1 protein-coding gene is annotated in these 614 nt (G+C 65.1%); it reads right to left on the minus strand.

What is annotated here, in order from left to right:
* Nucleotides 1-614: Mu-like prophage major head subunit gpT family protein (locus tag SCI24_RS21425; protein ID WP_318727288.1), on the minus strand; the 614-nt coding region annotated here is incomplete at both ends.

A 614-nucleotide genomic window follows, 5' to 3' on the forward strand; every position in this document is an offset into this window, starting at 1 on the left:
CCATAGCCACCGGCCGCGCGGGCTTCGGCGCCGAAGCGGTACTTCTTCGCCAGGAAGACGTTGTCGCTGTTCATCTCCGTCTGCTGCACGAAGACCGGCTTCTTGCGCTCCTGATAGATGAAGGGGCGCACAGGCTTGGTGGTGTCGAGCAGGAACCAGGCGGTATCCGAAGTCAGGCGGGCATCCACCACCACTTCGGCCGTCCCCTTGTAGGGGTTGGGCTTGCCGTCTTCCAGACGGTCATTGGTGACCAGGGCGCGGGCGATGTCCTCCAGGGCGGGCGGCACGAGCAGCACGTTCGGGGTGATGTTCAGCGGCCGGCCATCCTCGTCCTTGAACTTGCGCATGGCGGTGCGGGCGGCGCCGTAGGACGCCTGCGCGGCGGCCTGGGTGGCGACGGACAGAGCCACGGTCCCCTTGTTGCTGACACTGCCTTCGCCGACAGGGTGGTCGGTGTCGAAGAAATACTGGCCGTCATAGCACTGGCTGGCGAAACCTTCGTTGACCAGGTCCATGACGATCTCGTCGGGCAGCTGCTTCGCACTGAAGCCGGCCATCTGCGCCTGGGGGGCGTAGATCCCGAGGTTGTCGTCCTCGATGTTGTTGCGGTCGAC

The organism is Halomonas sp., assembly GCF_033549285.1.
Lineage (GTDB): Bacteria > Pseudomonadota > Gammaproteobacteria > Pseudomonadales > Halomonadaceae > Halomonas.